Origin of the sequence: Rhizobium sophoriradicis (genome assembly GCF_025200795.1) — a bacterium.
Lineage (GTDB): Bacteria > Pseudomonadota > Alphaproteobacteria > Rhizobiales > Rhizobiaceae > Rhizobium > Rhizobium sophoriradicis.
Window position 1 is genome coordinate 328,965 of the sequence record NZ_CP104154.1, and the last position, 19,312, is coordinate 348,276.

Genomic DNA, 19,312 nt, shown 5'->3' on the forward strand with positions numbered 1-19,312 from the left:
GGACCCGCTGGGAGGAGGGGCCGGCAATCGCGAGCTCTGCCGCACCATCCGTCATCTCCCAAAGCCCATGACTCCGGATCGTTCGCGGCCGATTTTTGAACAGGGATAAGCCATGCCTTTGACCATTGCCCAACGCCTCGATCGCCTCAAAGTCCGCATTGCGGAGCTCGCGCATTGGCGGGATCGAAAGAGTAGCCCGATCGACGGCTGGACCTTCGAAGGCGAGCCGATCGGCCATCATCAGGACTGGCCGCATCGCCAGGGCGTCGTGCATTTTGCTGCGGAAGCTGAGGCGCCGGCGGGCTGGCCGCTCGAGGATATCCGCCTGCAGCTCGATCTCGGCGGCGAGAGCCTGATCACGCTGAGCTATCCTGATGGCGAGAGCGAGACGTTCGGACTCGATCCCTACCATCAGGAATTTCCGGTCAGGGGCCGCCGCTTTTCGATTGCGACGGAAAGCGTCGCGCGCTTTCCCTTTGGCGAGCCGAACCGGACGCCGCGGCTCAACAAGGCCCGGCTGATCTGGCTCGACGGCCCGGCCCATCGCCTGCATCTTCTGTTGAAGCAGGTGGCCGAAGCGATCGAGGTGCTCGGCGATCATGAAGTCGTGCCGCATATGATGGATGCGGCCGAGCAGGCCTTGCGCAGCCTCGACTGGCCGTCGGATACCGCCGCTTACGTCTCCCGCACCGCCGATGCCGTCATGCAGCAGAAGATCTGGGAGCTGCCGGAACTCGAGGACAATCCGGCGGGCCTCTCCGACGAGCAGAGCGCTTCTGCCGCCTCCGCCTTCGAGGCGCTGACGGCGCGGCTGAAGGAATTGCAGAAGCGCTTTCCTGCCAATGGCGAGCTGGTGCTGACCGGCCATGCGCATATCGATCTCGCCTGGCTCTGGCCCTATCGCGAGACGCGGCGGAAGATGCGGCGCACCTTCAACACGGCGCTGTCGCTGATGGAGCGCTCAGCCGATTTCCGCTTCAACCAATCGACCGCCCATTATTACGCGCAGATGGAAGAGGAAGACCCGGAGCTTCTCGATCGCATCAAGAAGAAGGTCGCGGAAGGTAAGTGGGAGACCCTCGGCGGCATGTGGGTGGAGCCCGATACCAACATGCCCACAGGCGAAAGTCTCGCCCGCCAGGTTCTCTACGGCCAGCGCTATTTCGAAAAGACCTTCGGCGCGCGCCATACGGTCTGCTGGCTGCCGGACTGCTTCGGCTTCTCCGGCGCGCTGCCGCAGATCCTGAGACAGGGCGGCATCGACAGCTTCTTCACCATCAAGGTCAATTGGAGCGAGACCAATCACATTCCCTCCGATCTCTTCTGGTGGAAGGGCCTCGACGGCAGCAAGGTGCTGACCCACACCTTCGATAACCCGATGCAGGGTTATAACGGCTTCGTGCAGGCCGATTGCTATCTGCCGACCTGGAAGAATTTCCGCGGCAAGGTGCAGCATCATGCCTCGCTTCTCGCTGTCGGCTATGGCGACGGCGGCGGCGGCGTGACGCCTGAAATGGTGGAGCGCGAAGTGCAGCTGCGCAATTTTCCGGCCATCCCGCAGGCGCGCTGGGGCACGGTCAAAGGCTTCTACGAAGAGGCGCACCGAACTGCATCGGAGAAGAACCTGCCCGTCTGGGATGGCGAGATTTATCTCGAACTGCACCGGGCGACGCTGACGACGCAAAGCGGCGTCAAGCGCAAACACCGCCAGGCCGAACGGGCGCTGGTCACCGCCGAGACGCTGGCGTCGCTCGCCCACATGCTCGGAGCTGAAAAGCCGAGGAGCCTTGAGGCGGATTGGCGCGTGGTGCTGAAGAACGAATTCCACGACATCTTGCCTGGTTCGAGCATCCGCGAGGTTTATCAGGACGCGGAGCAGGAGCTCGGCGGGGTCATCGAGCACGCCAAGGCCGAACAGGCCAAGGGCTTGCAGCTATTGTCGGCCCAGCTACCGAAAGGCAGCGTCGGCGATGCGCTTGTCGTCGTCAACCCGTCGCTTGTGCCGCGGCCCCTCAGCGCCACGCTCGCCGACGGCACCGTCGTCTCGGCCGCCGAAAATGTCGCACCCCTGTCCGTCGCCGTCTTCGACCGGCAGGCGCTGCAGCCGGCGGCCGGGCTCAAGGCGAGTTCCGATCGCCTCGAAAACGATCATCTCGCCGTCGTCATCGGCAGGGACGGCGCGGTCGCGAGCCTCCTTCACAAGGCGAGCGGCCGTGAGGCGGTCGACGGCTCGGCAAACCAGCTCTGGGTCTATCCGGCCGACAAGCCGCGCAACTGGGACGCCTGGGATATCGATGCCGATTATGCCGAAAAGGCCGTCCGTCTCGAAGCGCCCGAAAGCATCGGCCTCGTCGAAAGCGGCCCGCACCGCGCGGCGATCCGCGTCGTCCATCGCTACCGCAATTCGAGCGTCACGCAAACCTATGTCCTTACGGCGAACGCCAAGCGGCTCGACATCGAAACGACGATCGACTGGCATGACCGCCGCACTCTGTTGCGCACGCTGAACCCCGTCGACGTCAGGTCGCGCAAGGCGACCTTCGAATGCGCGTTCGGCGTGGTCGAGCGGGCGACGCACAGCAACACCTCCTGGGAACAGGCGATGTTTGAGGCCGTCGCCCATCGTTTTGTCGATATCAGTGAGCCGGGCTTCGGCGTCGCACTGCTCAACAATGCCAAATACGGTCACAGCGCTCGCGGCAATGTGATCGGCATGAGCCTGGTGCGCGGACCGATCTATCCGGATCCGCTGGCCGACGAAGGCGAGCAGAACTTCACCTATGCGCTGATGCCGCATGACGGCGCCTGGCATGAAAGCTGCGTGCTGGATGAAGCGCTCGACCTGAACCAGCCGCTCGTCACCGCGGAAGCCCACGGCCTCTCCGTCGGCACTTTCGCGCCGCTTGCCGTCTCCGGTACGCCCGTCGCCTTCTCGGGCCTGAAGCCCGCGGAAGAGGGCGACGGCCTCATCCTGCGCCTCTACGAACCCGCCGGCCGGCGCGGCCGCCTCTCTCTCAACCTGCCTTCCGGATGGAGCGCGTCGCAGCCGCTCAACATTCTTGAAGAGCCGATGGAGCGCCAAGGACCGGCAGACATCATGCCGTTCGAAATCCGGACTTGGAGACTGCGGAAGGGCTGATGGTCCTTCGTTGCAAAAGCGCTCCGCCGCTCGACACGGCCCGGCGACTCATTCTCCGAAGTATGAAAATGGAGTGCCGAGCCGGGCAGCAAAGTTCTCGACGACGAAATCCACGAAAGCGCGGATTTTGGGTGAAAGCTGGCGGTTTGACGGCCACACGAGCGAGAGCGAGCCGAAGGGCGCCATGAAGGCGGTGAGGACGGGGATCAGCGTGCCGGCCCGGATATGCGGCTCGGCGACATAGACGGGCAGATGCGCGAGGCCGAGCCCATCCCTGGTCGCCCGCAGCCCGGCATCGGTGTTGTTGAATGTCAAGCTTTTCGGCAGAAGCAGCCGCTCGTGCGGCGGGCGGAAGGCCCAGGGCGCGGTGCGGCCGGTCGATGGGTATTTGAAGTGAATGCAGGCGTGCCGCGAGAGATCGTCGGGCGTGTCCGGCCGTTCGTGAAGTTCGAGATAGGCGGGACTCGCGCAGACGACGAAATGCTGCTCGCCGAGACGACGGGCGATCAGCCGCGCATCGGCAAGCTCGCCGCTGCGCACGACGACATCGAGCCCCTCCGTAATGAGATCGATGACCCTGTCTTCGAAATCGATGTCCAGTTCGATCTCGGGGAACTGCGCGGTGAAGCTCGGCAGGATCGGCATCAGAAGATGGTGCCCGACGATATGTGGAACGCTGACGCGCAGGCGCCCCCTTGGCCGGTCCCGGCCCTTTGATACGGCTGCCTCTGCATCCTGCATGTCGTCGAGGACGCGTTTGTAGTGCTCGTAGAGGACCGCCCCTTCCTCTGTCAGGCTGATGCTGCGCGTCGTGCGATTGAAGAGCCGCACGCGGAGCCGGCTTTCGAGACGCGCAACCGCCTTTCCGATGGCCGACGGCGAAACGCCGGCAAGGCGCGCGGCGGCGACATAGCTCCGCTGTTCGGCGGCATGAACGAAGGCGACGACGCTTGCAAGACTATCCACGGCCACTCCCAATTGAGGACATTTTGTCCTTTATGTAAGTCCATGTGCGTTGGTTGATCAACATTGCGTAACAAATATCCTTTGTCTCGGATGCCTGCCCAATTGAAGGAGCGAATGCCATGCGGGACTATGCAAAGGAGTTGCCCGAGCACAGGGAAAAATTCATCGGAGAGAACGACCTTTTTCTTGAGATATTCCATGGGAACCATGGCTCGCAGCGGGCCGGCCGGCCGCCTCTGCTGTTTGTCCATGGCGCCTTCACCGGAAGCTGGATGTGGAGCAAGTACATTCCGCATTTCATGGCCGCAGGATGGGACTCCTACTGCATCAATCTGCGTGGCCATTACAAAAGCAGATCGGTCGATTTCACGCGGGTCGGATTCGAGGATTATCTCGAAGACATTCAGGTGGCGATCGCCGAAATCGTCGATGAGAGCGGAAGCCCGCCTATCGTGATCGGCTTCAGCATGGGCGGCATCCTGAGCCAGAAACTGGCGGAAAGCGTGGAGATCGCCGGGCTGGTGCTGATCGATTCCAGCATCTGCAAGCAAGTGCATCACGAGGTGCCCTATCAGGGCCTTGCTCCGCAGGCGCACGGTCTCGTCGTGCCCGCGCCGGCGCGCGGCGAGCAGGTCAGCGCCGATGAGATCTTCGAAGATATTGCGTTTCAGCGGAAATACCTGTCGATTGAGTCAGGCAAGGCTTTCAGCGCCTTCTCCTTTCATTTCGGAGCGGAGGGGATTTCCGTCGACGGCAGCAGGATTAGCTGTCGAAGCCTTGTCATCTCCGCTGTTGGCAATGAAGACGATGACCGGCGCGGCCGGGCGGCGGCGCGCCATATCGGCGGCGAATATCTGGGTCTTGCCGGCACGACGCATACGGGTCTGCTGGTCGGGCAAAGGTATCACGAAGCGGTCAGCCGCATTATGGATTGGCTGGCGCGCTTGCAAGTTTGATCTATCCGCCTTCCAAGCCGAGGGCCCGGTGATAACCACCGGAATGGGCTTCCAGGTGCGACAATATCGAGCCGCGGCTTCCCTTCAACACCGGCAATCAGGCGGATAGTCTGGAAACGAGATGACCTGGCAAGGTGACAGCTTCAACGGCGCGGGCTCCGGTAATCATCTCCACTATCGTGTTGATCATGTCATAAGTGGGCTGCTCGTAAGTTGTCAGGCCATAGGCCGGCGTCGCGCCAAGCTCGATATTGTCGAAGCCGACCACCGCAAGGTCTTGCGGCACGCGGCAACCAAATTCACTGCGGGCCGTATCCATGGCTCCTAACGCCAGAATGTCGTTTTCACACATCAACACATCGACGCGCGAGGGAGGCGGAGTAGCGCTCAGATAGGCTCGCGCCGCTTCGGCGCCCGCCTCAGCACTGTATCGGTCTGTATTGAGCTCTACGACGCTCTCGACGCCCTTCCGCCGCCAGAAATTCGCGTAATGATGGCGCCGGCCGAGTGCCGTCGACAGGGTTCTTGCTCCCGTCATGAAGCCCGGACGGCGATAGCCCTTGTCGAACAGGTAATCGACCATCTGGCTGAGAGCGAGTTCCGCATCGCAGGCGATTGCCGGGACGCCGGGGATCTGGCTGTCTCTTGCCAGAACGAACATCGGCGGAAAACCTGGGCCGAGGCGTCGATCGCCGAGCGTTTCCTCGCGAAATGCCGTCCCGAACAGGATCACCGCGTCGAATTGCCGTTGGTCGGCATTGATCAGCGCGTGAACGTGATCGAAATGCCGATTGATATTGATCAATACAGTCAGTAGTCCCTCCGCCTGCAGGCGCTCGGTGAGCATCTCCAGAACCGGAAGCTTGTGCGGATTGGCGAAGTCATCGACGAAGATCGCGACCTGATGCGTGATGTTTGTGGCGAGGCTGCGGGCAAGCAGGTTCGGCGAATAGTTCAGCGCCTCGGCGGCCTGAAGCACCTTTTGCCGGCTGGCGTCGGTAATGGATGCACCTGGTGTAAACGCACGGATGACCGTCCATTTCGATACGCCGGCAGCTTCAGCCACCTCCTTTGCCGTCGCCCTTTTGCGCATGACTGTCTCCTCCTGATTGGAAATGAATATTCCATAAAAAAATAAAAATGGAATGGATGCTTGATTTTTGCCGACAATAAAGTAGTTTGTCCCAGCTTGCTACCGGGTGCAGAAGGATTTGCTACCGGTAGCAACTGCGGGTCCGTATGGAGCGGACTGTTTTTGGGAGGGTTAGATGAAATCTGGTTTGAAATCGCTTTTCGCGGGCGCTGCCGTCGCTGTTGCATTCATGTGTTCTTCAGCAATCGTCAATGCGGCGGACATTCGCATCGTTGCCGTTACCCATGGCCAGGCCAATGACCCGTTCTGGTCCGTGGTCAAGAACGGCGTCAACGCAGCTGCGAAGGATATCGGCGTCAGCGTCGACTATCGGGCGCCGGAAACATTCGACATGGTGTCGATGGGCCAACTCATCGATGCGGCCATCAATCAGAAACCTGACGGGCTGATCGTCTCCATCCCGGACTCTTCGGCGCTCGGTCCGTCCATCAAGAAGGCCGTGGCCGCTGGCATTCCGGTTATCTCGATCAACTCCGGTTCCGACGTATCGAAGGAATTGGGGGCGCTTCTGCATGTCGGCCAGGACGAATACACCGCCGGCAAGGCCGCTGGCGCGAAGCTGCATGAGCTGGGCGGTAAGGAAGGCTTGTGCGTCAATCAGGAGGTCGGCAATGTCGCGCTCGATCTGCGCTGCAAGGGCTTTGCCGACGGTTTTGGCGGCAAGGTCACGGTTCTGCCCGTCAGCAACGATCCTGCCGACGTCCGGGCCAAGGTCAAGGCGGCGCTGAGCTCGAACACCGCTGTCGATACCGTCATGGCGCTCGGTGCCGGCACCGCCGGCGAGCCGTCTCTGGCGGCTGTCGAGGATGTCGGAATGACCGGCAAGATCCGCGTGGCGACCTTCGACCTTTCGGCCGATTTCCTGAAGGCCGTGGCCGACGGCAAGGCAGCCTTCGCGATTGATCAGCAGCAGTTCCTGCAGGGTTATCTGCCGGTCGTGTTTTTGGCGAATTACGCCAAATACGGGCTGATCCCAGGCGGCAACGTTCCGTCCGGTCCGAACCTGATCACCAAGGAAAAGGCCGCCCAGGTCGTCGATCTTTCCGCCAAGGGCATTCGCTGACCGACTTGCCGAAAGGCATTCTCGCAGAATCTCCTCCCCCTCGAGGGGAGGGGGTTCGGTTGAAAGAGCGCTGCCGAGCAGCGCCGCCGCTACCTCAAAACAAAGATTACATGGGAGGAGTTATGGCTTCGCTTGAGCAGAACACGGCGGCTGCGCCGACGGTCGATGAGCGCGTCAAACAAGTGAGTTTTTTAACACATATGATGCGGCGGCCCGAACTGGGTGCGGTCGCCGGCCTTGTCCTCGTCATCGTGTTTTTCTTTCTTACTGCAGATTCGACGATGTTCTCCCTTTCCGGCCTGATGACAATCATGGCGCCGGCATCGCAACTGGGAATCCTCGCCATAGCGGCGGCACTGCTCATGATCGGCGGAGAGTTCGATCTCTCGATCGGCTCGATGGTGGCTTTCGCAGGATTGATCTTCGGCGTCATCCTGACCAATTTCGGTCAACCCCTTTCGGTTGCCATCGTCATGACGATGCTGTTTGCGGCGTTCATGGGCGCGATCAATGGGCAGATCGTCATCCACACCCGCCTGCCGTCGTTCATCGTGACTCTGGCATTTCTGTTCATACTGCGCGGCTTGACCCTCGTCGGTCTGAAATGGGCCACGGGCGGCTCGACGCAGCTTCGCGGCATCGGCGATCATGTGAAGGACAGTCCGCTGCTCGGGCTCTTTTCCGGCGATGCGCTGAAGGGCCTATTTGTCTGGCTTGCAGATCACGATCTGATCGACAAGTTCCCCAATGGCCTGCCGAAGGTCACGGGCATCCCGGTGTCGGTCTTGTGGTTCGTCGTGCTTGCCCTGGCTGCAACCTGGGTCCTGCTGCGCACCCGCATGGGCAACTGGATCTTCGCGGCCGGTGGCGATCCGAATGCAGCAAGAAACTCAGGTGTGCCTGTCCATCGGGTGAAAACCGGCTTGTTCGCCTTGACGGCATGTGCCGCCGCGCTGGTCGCCATCATCACCGTGCTTGACGCCGGCTCGACCGACGCCCGACGCGGTTTTCAAAAAGAGTTCGAGGCGATCATCGCCGCCGTCATTGGCGGGTGCCTGCTCACCGGCGGCTATGGCTCGGCGATCGGCGCCTTCTTCGGAGCGATTATCTTCGGCTCGGTTTCCATCGGCCTGACCTATACCAGGTTCGACTCCGACTGGTTTCAGGTCTTCCTCGGCTCGATGCTGCTGCTGGCTGTTCTCTTCAACAATTTCATCCGCCGCAAGGTTACCGGGGAGCGCTGATCATGCCAGACGTCAATAACCGAACGCCGATCATCGAAGTAACCGATATCGTCAAGCACTACGGCTCCGTGATCGCTCTCAACGGCGTGTCGATGCAAGTGTCGGCCGGAGAGGTATTGTGTCTCCTCGGAGACAATGGTGCCGGCAAATCCACCTTGATCAAGACGCTGTCCGGCGTCGTCCGGCCAAGCGGAGGTGTCTTCCTGGTCGAAGGCAAGCCGGTCAACTTCCGCAGCCCGCGCGACGCACTCGATGCAGGGATCGCGACGGTCTACCAGGACCTCGCAATGATTCCGCTGATGTCGATCACGCGTAATTTTTTCATGGGGCGGGAGCCTCGCAAAGGCATCTTCCCATTCCGTCACTTCGACCTCGCGCACTGCAACGATGTCACGCGTGAAGAGATGCGCAAAATCGGCATTGATATCCGCGATCCCAATCAGGCGGTGGGCACACTGTCGGGTGGCGAACGCCAATGCGTTGCGATTGCACGCGCGGTCTATTTCGGTGCCAAGATCCTTATTCTCGATGAGCCCACCTCGGCGCTCGGCGTGGCGCAAACTTCGATGGTGCTGAAATACATCCACCAGGTCCGACAAAACGGACTGGGCGTGATTTTCATCACCCACAATGTTCGGCACGCCTATGCGGTCGCGGACCGCTTCACCATTCTCAACCGCGGTCAGACGCTCGGCACTTTTGCCAAGGCGGATATCGCGATGGACGAGCTTCAGAACCTGATGGCGGGCGGTAAGGAGCTGCAGCAACTGTCCGAGGAGCTCGGCGGCACAATCTAGCCCTGCTTATCCCCGCGGTGCCGGATTGGCTTTGGCAAGCTGCCGCATTCTCAATCAACAAACATGGAAATGGTCATGAACGACGGTCCGTCGAATACATCATCCCCCTTCACGCTCGCTGTCTGCGCCGAAATGGTCTTCAAGTCGCTTCCTGTGGTCGACAGGCTGAAGCGTATCAGCGAACTCGGCTTTCAGGCCGAAATCTGGGATTGGACAAAACACGACATCGCCACGCTTGCGCGATCGGGAGCGGTCTTTTCGTCAATGACCGGCTATGTGTCGGGCACGCTTGCCGATGATGAAGGTGCGGAAGAATTACTGCAAACCACGAAGTTATCGATCCCCGTTGCCCGGCAGCTGAATTGCCCGCGTCTCAACCTGCACGGAACCGGCCTCGACGGCAATGGACTGCCGGTCGTCAAGGCTGACCAAGTGACGGGTGCGATGTGGCTCAAGGCGCGCGACACGCTGAAGCGCATTGCCGACCTCGGAGAGCAGGAGGGCGTGACCTTCGTGCTCGAAAACCTCAACCAAGCCGTCGATCACCCCAAGACCCCGTTTGCCAAGGCCGAGGATACGCTCGCGCTCGTTTCGTCCGTGAACCGGCCGGCGTTGAAGCTTAACCTCGATCTCTATCACGCCCAGATCGGTGAGGGGAACCTGATCGAGCTGTGCCGGCGGGCGCTGCCCTATATCGGCGAAATCCAGGTGGCGGATGTTCCCGGTCGCATGGAACCGGGCACCGGGGAGATCAACTACAAGGCCATCGCCCGCGCGCTCAAGGACATGGGCTATCGCGGCACGATCGGCATGGAGGCCTGGGCCTCGGGTGATGACGAGACGGCGCTTGCCCGCTTCCGCAACGCCTTCACCGTTTAGATTTCGATAGTCAAGACTTACAGATAATGGAGAGACATCAATGATCAGATTTGGAGTGATCGGCGCCGGCCGCATAGGCAAGGTGCATGCCGCAACTATCGCGGCGAACCCGAAAGCGAAGCTCGCCTATGTGGCGGATGCCTTCAAGGCATCGGCAGAGGCGCTTGCCGCGCAGACCGGCGCCGGGGTTGCCGACGCGGAGGACGTCATCAACTCCGCCGACGTCGATGCGATCCTTATCGCGACACCGACCCCGAGCCACGCCGACCTCATCGAGGCGGCGGCACGCGCCGGCAAGGCAATCCTTTGCGAAAAGCCGGTATCCCTTTCGGTCGAGCGCATCAATAGCTGCCTCGACGTCGTTGAGAAAAACAGGTCGACCTTGATGATCGGCTTCAATCGCCGCTTTGACCCGAACTTCGCGAGTGTGGAAGCGCGCCTGCGCCGGGGCGATGTCGGAGCAATTGAAATCGTGACGATCACCAGCCGGGATCCAGCGCCGCCGCCTGCCGACTACGTCAAATCCTCCGGTGGTCTGTTCCGCGACATGATGATCCATGACTTCGACATGGCCCGCTTCCTCATGGGCGAGGAATTCGTCGTCGTGAACGCGCTGGGGTCGTCTCTCGTCGACAAGGCAATCGGAGCCGAGGGCGATGTGGATACTGCCGCCGTGCAGATGCAGACGGCTTCGGGCCGTATTGCCGTGATCACCAATTCGCGCCGGGCGACCTATGGCTACGACCAGCGCATCGAAGTCCATGGAGCTGCCGGCATGCTCGCGGCGAAGAATATCCATGCCACGAGCGTCGAGCTTTCCAATGCGAACGGCGTCAGCGGCGATCCTGTTCAATATTTCTTCCTCGAACGCTATGCACAGGCCTACGCCAACGAGATCAACGCCTTCATCGAAGCGATCGACAGTGGCAACTCCTCGCCGCGGCCAGGGGGGCTGGATGGGCTCCAGGCTCAGAAATTGGCGGAGGCCGCTACTGTGAGCTGGCAGACAGGCAGGCCAGTTGCCGTCAATTGACGTCATGGCGATGCAGTCCGGTCCATATCGCCCGCTGTATCGCCCATCCCAAGAAATGCGACGACTTATCCTGCGCGAAATGCATCTGCCACGGAGGTGCCAATGTCAGTCATGTGTCCTTTGAGAGATCAACGTCCTCAAACTTTTCAGGAACTAAAACAGTTCATCGCTGAGGGACGAATCTTCCTCCCGCACCAGGTGGAACAGGTGGCCAGGCGGATGCTTGAGCAGCCGGACATGATTGCTTTCGAGAGCGCTGCAGTAGTCGCAAAAAACTGCGGCGTTTCGCAAACGACAGTGATACGGCTGAGCAGCCTTCTCGGAATTGGATCGTACCGAGGGTTGAAGAAACTCTGTGCCAGCTATGTTCGAGAACGCTCCAAAGGCATATCGCACCCTCATTGAGTCCCTCAGCCGCCGTCGTGCAAGCGTCGATCCGGTGCGCTTCAACGGGTGAAGATGGTACCTGTGCCCCCGAGTTGCAGGCCGTTTCAGTGCTCCAGGCCGAGGCTCGTCTGCAGGCGGCTGATATAGGCTTCGAGGCCGCCGACCATATCGAAGCGATCGGGGTCACGCAGCCAGAGCATCTGCAGGCCGTCCATCACGGCGATCAGTTCGGCCGCCATCGCTTGCCCGTCGATGCCGGCATTGATCATGCCGTCGGCGGCGGCCCGCTCGAAAGTCGCGGCGATGTGCTTCTGCATCTCCGTGGTGCGATCGAGAAACCAGGCCTTGGCGGGGTGGTCCTTCATCAGGCTTTCGGCATTGAGGATGGCGAAGGCTCTGATGACCTCGACCATTCCGGCGTTGCGGCGGAAGATTTCGACCATGCCCCTGAGCAGGCCGCGAAGATCGGCGCGATAGTGGCCGATGAAATCGGCGCTATCGAGATCGCGCTTGGCGAGGATCGCCAGCAGCAGATCGACCTTGGTCGGGAAGTGATGCAGCAGACCCGGCAGCGACAGGCCGACATCGCGGGCGATGTCGCCGATCGCAGCGCTCTGATAGCCGTCTTCGGCAAAACGCCGCATCGCCGCGGCGAGGATCTCCGCACGGCGTGTCTCCCCCTTGCGGGAGCGGCGGCGGCGCCTTTCCTCCGCGACGTTCTGTTCCGACAATTCTGCCATCATTCCCCGGTACTGTCCTATGCTCTCCTTCCATACATCAGCTTTGCCCAATTGACATCTTAAAAATACCGAGTAATCGGTAGGTTTAAGAGCTTGCTTGGGAGGTTTGCATGATCGATTCCATTCTCGACCAGATGACGCTGGAGGAGCAGGTCTCGCTGTTGTCGGGCGCCGATTTCTGGACGACGGTTCCGGTCGAGCGTCTCGGCGTGCCGAAGATCAAGGTGACGGATGGACCGAACGGCGCGCGCGGCGCCGGTTCGCTGGTCGCCGGCGTCAAGGCGACTTGCTTTCCCGTCGCCATTGCGCTCGGGGCCAGCTGGAATCCCGAACTTATCCATCAGATGGGTGCAGCCCTTGCGCGCCAGGCAAAGAGCAAGGGTGCCGCCGTGCTGCTCGCGCCCACGGTCAATATCCATCGCTCCGGCCTCAACGGCCGCAATTTCGAATGTTATTCCGAAGATCCGATGCTGACTGCGGAACTCGCCGTCGCCTATATTGAGGGCGTGCAGGGCGAAGGGGTCGCGGCGACAATCAAGCATTTCGCCGGCAATGAATCGGAGATCGAGCGGCAGACCATGTCTTCCGATATCGACGAGCGGACGCTGCGCGAAATCTACCTCCCACCCTTCGAACAGGCGGTGCGCCGCGCCGGCGTCATGGCGGTCATGTCCTCCTACAACCGCCTGAACGGCACCCATACGAGCGAGCATCACTGGCTGCTGACCAAGGTGCTGCGCGAGGAATGGGGTTTTGGCGGCATCGTCATGTCCGACTGGTTCGGCTCTCACTCGACGGCTGAGACGATCAATGCCGGCCTCGATCTCGAAATGCCGGGCCCGGCGCGCGACCGCGGCGAGAAACTGGTTGCGGCCGTGCGCGAGGGCAAGGTCGATGCCGCGACGGTGCGCGCTGCGGCGCGGCGCATATTGGTTTTGCTCGAGCGGGTCGGCGCGTTCGAGAAAAAACCCGATCTCACCGAGCGGGCGGTCGACCTGCCGGAGGACCGGGCACTGATCCGGCGTCTCGGCGCGGAAGGCGCCGTGCTTCTGAAGAACGACGGCATCCTGCCGCTTGCCAAGACCTCGCTCGATCGCATCTCTGTCATCGGCCCCAACGCTGCCAGCGCGCGGGTCATGGGCGGCGGCAGTGCGCAGATCGCGGCGCATTATACGTTGAGCCCGCTCGAAGGCATTCGCGCGGCTCTCTCCAATGCCAACAGCATCAGCCATGCCGTCGGCTGCCGCCATAACCGGCTGATCGACGTGTTCAAGGGAGAGATCACGGTCAAGTATTTCAACGGCCGCGGCTGCAAGGGCGATCCGCTGCACGTCGAAACGGTCAACAAGGGCGAATTCTTCTGGTTCGAACTACCGTCGGGCGAGCTCGATCCCGCCGCTTTCTCGGCCCGCATGACGATGCAATTCGTGCCGGAGGAGAGCGGCGAGCATGTGTTCGGTATGACCAATGCCGGACTGGCGCGGCTCTTCGTCGACGGTGTACTGACGGTCGACGGCCATGACGGCTGGACGCGCGGCGAGAACTATTTCGGCACCGCCAACGACGAACAGCGCGGCACGTTGATGCTTGAGGCTGGCCGGTCATATGAGATCACCGTCGAGTATGAACCATCCATGGCGACGGAGGAGGGCATCAACCTCATCGCTGTCCGCTTCGGCGTCGAAAAACCGCTTGGCGAGGCCGACATCGAGTCGGCCGTCGAAACTGCCCGTAATGCCGATGTGGCGCTTCTCTTTGTCGGCCGCGACGGCGAATGGGATACGGAGGGACTGGACCTGCCCGACATGCGGCTGCCGGGCCGACAGGAGGAACTGATCGAGCGGGTTGCGGCCGCCAACGCCAACACGGTGGTGGTGCTGCAGACCGGCGGCCCGGTGGAAATGCCCTGGCTCGGCAAGGTTCGCGCCGTGCTGCAGATGTGGTATCCGGGGCAGGAACTCGGCAATGCCGTCGCCGACGTGCTGTTCGGCGACGTCGAGCCGGGCGGACGCCTGCCGCAGACCTTCCCGAAGGGGCTTGCCGATAACGCCGCCATCACCGGTGATCCCGCCGTCTATCCCGGCAAGGACGGGCATGTGCACTATGCCGAAGGCGTCTTCGTCGGCTACCGTCACCACGACAGCCGCGCCGTCGAGCCGCTCTTTCCTTTCGGTTTCGGGCTTGGCTATACGCGCTTCAGCTGGGACAAGCCGCGACTGTCGGTGAGCGAGATGGATGCTGACGGCGTGACCGTCAGCGTCGACCTGACCAATATCGGCGATCGGGCGGGGTCGGAACTGGTTCAGCTTTATGTGCGTTCGCCCAAATCCAAAGTGGCACGGCCGGACAAGGAACTGCGCGCCTTTGCCAAGCTTTCGCTGCAGCCTGGCGAAACGGGCACGGCGGTCCTGAAGGTCCTGCCGCGCGATCTCGCTTACTTTGACCCTGAGGCCGGTGCCTTCCGGGCAGAGCCGGGTGACTATCAGCTGGTTATTGCAGCCAACGCCATAGATATAAAATCCGTGGTCGGTCTGCGGTCACCGGCCAGCTATCTGTTGCCGCCGTCGCACGCGTGATTGCCTACCGTGGTGATGCCTCTGCTTGTCATCAGATCTTCTCCCAAAATCTTCCATCAGTCGAAGAACATCTTCAGGTGCCAAACGATTTAGGTGAACAAAAACAGCCTTCAAGAGGCCGTGGGCTGGCCCGAAATCCGTGTCAAATTTTTTTTGACGCACCTCTTGAATCGAAAAAACATGCAAACCAGATCATGCTCGTCGGCTGCGCAAAGCGGGCCGGCAATCAGAGTGGAGACGCAGGTTTGCGACGCGTCTCCACCCCATGTTGCTTTACGGAGGATATGGCTATGAGAAACGAACTTGACTTCGCTCCCCTTTACCGGTCCAGCATCGGCTTTGACCGTGTCTTCAACCTGCTGAACAATGCGCAGCGGCTGCAAGCGATCGACGCGTGGCCGCCCTACGACATCGTCAAGACGGGCGAAGACGATTACCGCATTCAAATGGCGGTTGCTGGTTTCGCCGAGGCCGACCTCGAAATCACCCAGGAGCGGAACGTCCTTGTGGTAAAAGGGCAGAAGGCCGAAGCGAAAGACGGCGAGTACCTGCATCGCGGCATCGCCGGGCGTACATTTGAGCGCCGCTTCGAGCTCGCGGATCACGTCAGGGTCGAGAATGCCTCGCTGATGAATGGTATTCTCTCGATCGCGCTGAAGCGTGAAGTGCCTGAAGCCATGAAGCCGCGCAAGATTGCCATTGGAGATGGCTCCTTTCAGCAGGCGCCTCTTCAGATCGAAGCCGAGCGTCAGGTGGCTTAAGGAGAGCTTCTTCATGAAGTCTCGGATGAAGCCGTTTATCGTGCAGATAAAGAAACGTCGCGGAAGCATCGCGAAGGATGCGGGAAAGCCTCTGCTTTTGAAGCAACTAGGCAAGCTCCGCACCGCGACCTCGGTTCTTGAAGCACGAACCTGAACAGGACTTGCACAGCAAAAGGGCCGGCGCCGCGTGGCCGGCCCTTTATAGTGGAAGCAAGTACGCTTCCCCGATCAGGCCGCGTCCGGCTCAGTGCGCAGATTGGTGACGACGCGCCGGTTTTGCACCTTGCAGGAGCGGTCCGTGCAGTCGCGAACCTCTCGATCGTTCCCATAACCCTTGGCCCACATCCGCTTCGGGTCGACTCCCTTCGAGGCAAGATAGGCCATCGCCGCTTCGGCGCGCTTCTGCGACAGCGTCTGCATTTTCGATGTGGAGCCGGAATCGTCGGCAAATCCCTGCAGCTTGAGCAGCCAGGTCGGGTTCTTGTTGAGCCAGTCGGCCTGGCTATCCAATGTCGCCATCGCAACGGAATCGAGGGCGGCGGAATCCTGCTTGAAGTAGATCCGCCGGCCGACATTGAGGATGAAATCCTCTTCGCTGCCTGCCGCCACGTTCTCGAATCCCGGCGCCGGATCGTTGGTCTGGCCGGTCATCGGCGCCGCAGTCGGCTCTTCCAGGGAGGCGATCTGGGTGGTGGAGCAGGCGGCAAGCGCCAGGAGCATGGCCGCGGCGAGAAGGCGGCGCGTATAACCGGTCATAGCAGACATCGGGGTAAGATTCCTTATTCGACCGGGGTTGTTTGGCTGATTTGGGTGGTGCTTTCGGCCTGGTCGGCGATATGCGGCAGAACCTGCACGGCCGTGCCGATTGGGCAGCGCTGATAGAGATCGATGGCGTCTTCGTTGAACATGCGGATGCAACCGCTGGAGGCGTCCTTGCCGATGCTCCATGGCTCCAGTGTGCCGTGGAAGCGATAGCCGGTATCGACGCCGTCACGATGCAGATACATAGCGCGGGGCCCGAGCGGATTTTTTGGTGAGCCTCCGGCCACGAATTCGGGCAGTTCGGGATGACGCTTGCGCATCTCCGGCGGCGGCGTCCAACGCGGCCAGAGCGATTTGGCGTCAATCGTGGCGCGACCGAACCATTTGAAGCCCTCGCGGCCGACGCCGACCCCATAGCGGATGGCGGTCTTGTTCTCCATGATCACGTAGAGAAAATGGTGCCTTGTATCGACAACAACCGTGCCGATCGGCTCGCTGCTGAAATATTTGACAACCTGACGGTGCCACCGCTTGTCGATTTTGGCGAAATTGGTGCTGCGAAACGTCACACCATTATCGACGGCCGGGCCGTCAAAATAAGAAGATGCCGCGGCGACCGCCGGTTTGTGAACGGCGCCAGTCCCAAGCAACGCCAATCCACCAAGCACAATACTCCTGCGGTTCCACATCATCGGCCAAGCTCCCCCTGAAAGCCAACAAGCGAAGCGCCAGTAAACCAGATTTTTCATTTGCCTCAATAGAAAACTCCGCGCCCGATCAAGATCGATATGGAGTCGAGGGCCTCTCGGATCTCTATTGCACCGGCCGTTACTCGGCCTCGGATCATATTATACCAATTCCGCACCGGATCACTGGAAGGGGTAGAAGGGGGCAGCCCTGTCCTTCTGTCGAAAAGTCGGGCAGCGCCGGCGGGTCGCCTTAGTATCATTCGCAGCCCCCGGCATTCCCACGATTGATCGGTTGTATCAAAAGAATTGTCTATCCCAGGCAGCACCTGTTGCGTAGGTTTCACATGACTCTCTTACTGGGATCTTCCCATTTTGCCGGATTCCCTCATGCTGTCGATCATCAGTGCCAAGAGCGTAAGCAAGACATTCAGCCAGCGGGTGCCGCAGCCAGGCCTGGTCGGGGCGCTACGCAACTTCATCGCGCCGGTGACGAAACCTGTGCATGCCGTGGAGCAGATTTCCTTCACGATAGGGGCGGGGGAAGCAGTCGGTTATCTCGGCCCGAACGGTGCGGGAAAATCGACCATGATCAAGATGCTGACCGGCATCCTCATGCCCACCTCCGGCGAGGTCAGCGTGCTCGGTCGCCGGCCTGTCGAGGATCGGATTGCCAATGCGCGTGAGATCGGCGTGGTTTTCGGACAGCGTACCCAGTTGTGGTGGGATCTTCCCCTTGCCGAGAGCTTCGAACTGCACCGGCGTATCTATCGGGTGCCGGATGTGGCCTTTCGCATCAACAGAGCCGAGCTCGTCGAGATGATGCAGCTGTCCTCATTCATCGAGCGGCCGGTGCGTCAGCTCAGCCTCGGCCAGCGCATGCGCGCCGAAATCGCCATGGCGCTCATGCATGAGCCTAAAATCCTGTTTCTCGACGAGCCGACCATCGGGCTGGACGTTGTTGCCAAGGATGTCGTGCGCAAGTTTCTTGCCCGCACGAACAGAGAACGCGGCACGACGATCATTCTGACAACGCACGACCTGCAGGACATCGAGGAAATCTGCCCGCGCCTGATCATGGTGGACATAGGTCGGCTTCTGTTCGACGGTCCGCTGGCGGAATTGCGCGTAACTTTCGGCGCGAGACGGCGGTTGACGCTGGAGTTTGATGGCGAACCCGGTGCAGTCTCATTGGCGGGAGCCGAGCTGCTCGGCGGAGAGGGAGCGGTACGCGAGTTTCTGCTGGCAGACGATGGACGTTCCCTGATCGATCTGATGGGCGCGCTGACCGCCAGGGCCGCGCTTCGCGACGTTCGGCTGCACGAGCCCGGCATCGAGGAAGTGATCCGCACCCATTATCAGGCGAGGGGGTGACATGCAGAGCTTTGTCGCTTTTGCGGTGGCCGCCGTCCGCCAGCAGACCGGCTATCGTGCCGAAATCCTTTCGATGGTCCTCGGCGCCATCATCGAAGTCTTCGCCCGTATTTCGATATGGAAGGCCGTTTATGGCGGGCAACATGCCGTGGCCGGCGTTACACTGCCGCAAATGATTGCCTATGCCATAATCGGGGCTACGTTGCTGTCGAACTGGGATGCTGCACTGGTCGTGCGGGAAATCGGCGCGGCGATCCGGACCGGCCAGATCGGCAACACGCTCCTTCGGCCAGCGAGCTTTCCGGTGATGCTGTTTGCCGAAAATCTCGGGCCGCGGCTCTTCAACTTCGCCGCCGTCTGCACGCCGGTGATCATCATATTCTCGCTTCTATATGGACTTTTGCCACCGGCGAGCTTGGCGCATGGCCTTCTTTTCATCGGATATGTGGCCGTCTCCACAACACTGCTTCTGCTGATCTCGATCCTGTTTGGCCTTCTGTCCTTCTGGGTGTTCGACGCACATTCGCTGGAATGGTTCATGCGCGGATTCGGGGCGCTCCTGTCTGGCGGGCTTGTGCCGCTATGGTTCTTTCCGCCGGTGCTCGCCGAAACCGCCCACGTGCTGCCCTTCGCCTGGATCACCTATTATCCGATGGCCGTCTATCTCGGTCAGCTCGATCTCGTCTCTTCCCTGACATATCTGGCCGTCGGGCTCTGCTGGATCGCCGGCCTCGTCGGTCTGATCGCAGCGCTGTGGTCCCGCGCCTGCCGGCGGATTGTGGTGCACGGAGGCTGA

General features: G+C 60.9%; 16 protein-coding genes. 11 read left to right on the forward strand and 5 right to left on the reverse strand.

Features of this window, described 5'->3' with window-relative positions:
* Positions 1-112: 112 nt before the first annotated feature.
* Positions 113-3,139, forward strand: coding sequence for an alpha-mannosidase (locus tag N2597_RS27110; RefSeq protein WP_183602246.1), 3,027 nt, complete (start codon positions 113-115; stop codon positions 3,137-3,139).
* Between the two features lie 48 nt (positions 3,140-3,187).
* Here N2597_RS27110 and N2597_RS27115 read toward each other — a convergent pair whose 3' ends face one another.
* Positions 3,188-4,105, reverse strand: coding sequence for a LysR family transcriptional regulator (locus tag N2597_RS27115; RefSeq protein WP_183602248.1), 918 nt, complete (start codon positions 4,103-4,105; stop codon positions 3,188-3,190).
* Positions 4,106-4,224: 119 nt separating this feature from the next.
* Here N2597_RS27115 and N2597_RS27120 point away from each other — a divergent pair, with 119 nt between their 5' ends.
* Positions 4,225-5,061 (forward strand): alpha/beta hydrolase family protein, encoded by an 837-nt coding sequence (locus N2597_RS27120; protein ID WP_040142182.1) that lies wholly within the window; start codon positions 4,225-4,227, stop codon positions 5,059-5,061.
* A 97-nt stretch (positions 5,062-5,158) separates the two neighbouring features.
* Here the strand turns inward: N2597_RS27120 and N2597_RS27125 are convergent, their stop codons facing one another.
* Positions 5,159-6,154: a substrate-binding domain-containing protein gene (locus N2597_RS27125; protein ID WP_183602250.1), complete on the reverse strand. Its 996-nt coding sequence runs from the start codon at positions 6,152-6,154 to the stop codon at positions 5,159-5,161.
* Positions 6,155-6,329: 175 nt separating this feature from the next.
* Between N2597_RS27125 and N2597_RS27130 the strand changes: the two genes are divergently transcribed.
* The 5 genes from N2597_RS27130 to iolG all read left to right on the forward strand — a co-directional run bounded on the left by N2597_RS27130 (position 6,330) and on the right by iolG (position 11,230).
* The gene (locus tag N2597_RS27130) at positions 6,330-7,277 is read left to right on the forward strand and encodes a sugar ABC transporter substrate-binding protein (protein ID WP_077988954.1); all 948 of its coding nucleotides are present in this window, start codon (positions 6,330-6,332) and stop codon (positions 7,275-7,277) included.
* A gap of 122 nt (positions 7,278-7,399) precedes the next feature.
* On the forward strand, positions 7,400-8,521 hold the full coding sequence (locus tag N2597_RS27135) for an ABC transporter permease (RefSeq protein ID WP_009991852.1): 1,122 nt from the start codon (positions 7,400-7,402) through the stop codon (positions 8,519-8,521).
* A gap of 2 nt (positions 8,522-8,523) precedes the next feature.
* Entirely contained in the window at positions 8,524-9,318 is a 795-nt protein-coding gene (locus N2597_RS27140; RefSeq protein WP_040142174.1) for an ATP-binding cassette domain-containing protein, read from the forward strand.
* 75 nt (positions 9,319-9,393) lie between these two features.
* Positions 9,394-10,197: a TIM barrel protein gene (locus tag N2597_RS27145; protein ID WP_183602252.1), complete on the forward strand. Its 804-nt coding sequence runs from the start codon at positions 9,394-9,396 to the stop codon at positions 10,195-10,197.
* A 40-nt stretch (positions 10,198-10,237) separates the two neighbouring features.
* Positions 10,238-11,230, forward strand: a complete 993-nt coding sequence (gene iolG / locus N2597_RS27150; RefSeq protein WP_040112406.1) for an inositol 2-dehydrogenase — start codon at positions 10,238-10,240, stop codon at positions 11,228-11,230.
* 491 nt (positions 11,231-11,721) lie between these two features.
* On the opposite strand, the gene N2597_RS27155 is transcribed toward iolG, so the two are convergent.
* On the reverse strand, positions 11,722-12,357 hold the full coding sequence (locus tag N2597_RS27155; protein ID WP_183602382.1) for a TetR/AcrR family transcriptional regulator: 636 nt from the start codon (positions 12,355-12,357) through the stop codon (positions 11,722-11,724).
* A 110-nt stretch (positions 12,358-12,467) separates the two neighbouring features.
* On the opposite strand from N2597_RS27155, the gene N2597_RS27160 reads away from it, so the two are divergent.
* Together N2597_RS27160 and N2597_RS27165 are read left to right on the forward strand one after the other, a co-directional pair.
* Positions 12,468-14,933 (forward strand): glycoside hydrolase family 3 C-terminal domain-containing protein, encoded by a 2,466-nt coding sequence (locus N2597_RS27160; protein WP_183602254.1) that lies wholly within the window; start codon positions 12,468-12,470, stop codon positions 14,931-14,933.
* A gap of 290 nt (positions 14,934-15,223) precedes the next feature.
* On the forward strand, positions 15,224-15,694 hold the full coding sequence (locus tag N2597_RS27165) for an Hsp20 family protein (RefSeq protein ID WP_009993043.1): 471 nt from the start codon (positions 15,224-15,226) through the stop codon (positions 15,692-15,694).
* Between the two features lie 228 nt (positions 15,695-15,922).
* On the opposite strand, the gene N2597_RS27170 is transcribed toward N2597_RS27165, so the two are convergent.
* Together N2597_RS27170 and N2597_RS27175 are read right to left on the reverse strand one after the other, a co-directional pair.
* Positions 15,923-16,459: an OmpA family protein gene (locus N2597_RS27170; RefSeq protein WP_040142168.1), complete on the reverse strand. Its 537-nt coding sequence runs from the start codon at positions 16,457-16,459 to the stop codon at positions 15,923-15,925.
* A gap of 14 nt (positions 16,460-16,473) precedes the next feature.
* Positions 16,474-17,148 carry a L,D-transpeptidase gene (locus tag N2597_RS27175; protein WP_040142165.1) on the reverse strand — a complete coding sequence of 225 codons (675 nt, stop codon included), beginning with the start codon at positions 17,146-17,148 and terminating at the stop codon, positions 16,474-16,476.
* A gap of 384 nt (positions 17,149-17,532) precedes the next feature.
* Here N2597_RS27175 and N2597_RS27180 point away from each other — a divergent pair, with 384 nt between their 5' ends.
* Both N2597_RS27180 and N2597_RS27185 read left to right on the forward strand, forming a co-directional pair.
* On the forward strand, positions 17,533-18,516 hold the full coding sequence (locus N2597_RS27180; RefSeq protein WP_183602256.1) for an ABC transporter ATP-binding protein: 984 nt from the start codon (positions 17,533-17,535) through the stop codon (positions 18,514-18,516).
* Position 18,517: 1 nt separating this feature from the next.
* Entirely contained in the window at positions 18,518-19,312 is a 795-nt protein-coding gene (locus N2597_RS27185; RefSeq protein WP_183602258.1) for an ABC transporter permease, read from the forward strand.